The 312-nt window shown below is 31.4% G+C and carries 1 protein-coding gene; it reads right to left on the bottom strand.

Features of this window, described 5'->3' with window-relative positions:
* On the bottom strand, positions 1–312 hold a 312-nt coding region (locus AOA60_RS32715), incomplete at both ends, for a hypothetical protein (protein ID WP_158235044.1).

The following is a 312-nucleotide window of genomic DNA, read 5'->3' on the forward strand; positions in this document are numbered from 1 at the left end:
ATTTATATCAGTATTGTTTTGTGGATTAACAATAGCAACCCGTTTCATTTCACCCAAATCTATCCTATCACCAGTAAAGGTCCTTACAAATGCAGAATCTCCTTGAAATGAAAGACTTTTTACTTCTATTAGATTATTATTCCCATCAAAATCCTCGTAAATTATAGGGAGTTTTAGCGCCTGACTTTGTCTAATCATTCTAGCTAACATGTTTTCTTTATATGACATTAATTTAAAAACTACAGGAGAAAGATTTTCTATCTCTTTCCATTCATTTGGTGAATCAACAGGCATTAACGTTATTGTTACTTC

This window comes from Pseudomonas sp. 2822-17 (assembly GCF_002742485.1).
Classification (GTDB): Bacteria; Pseudomonadota; Gammaproteobacteria; order Pseudomonadales; family Pseudomonadaceae; genus Aquipseudomonas; species Aquipseudomonas cyclaminis.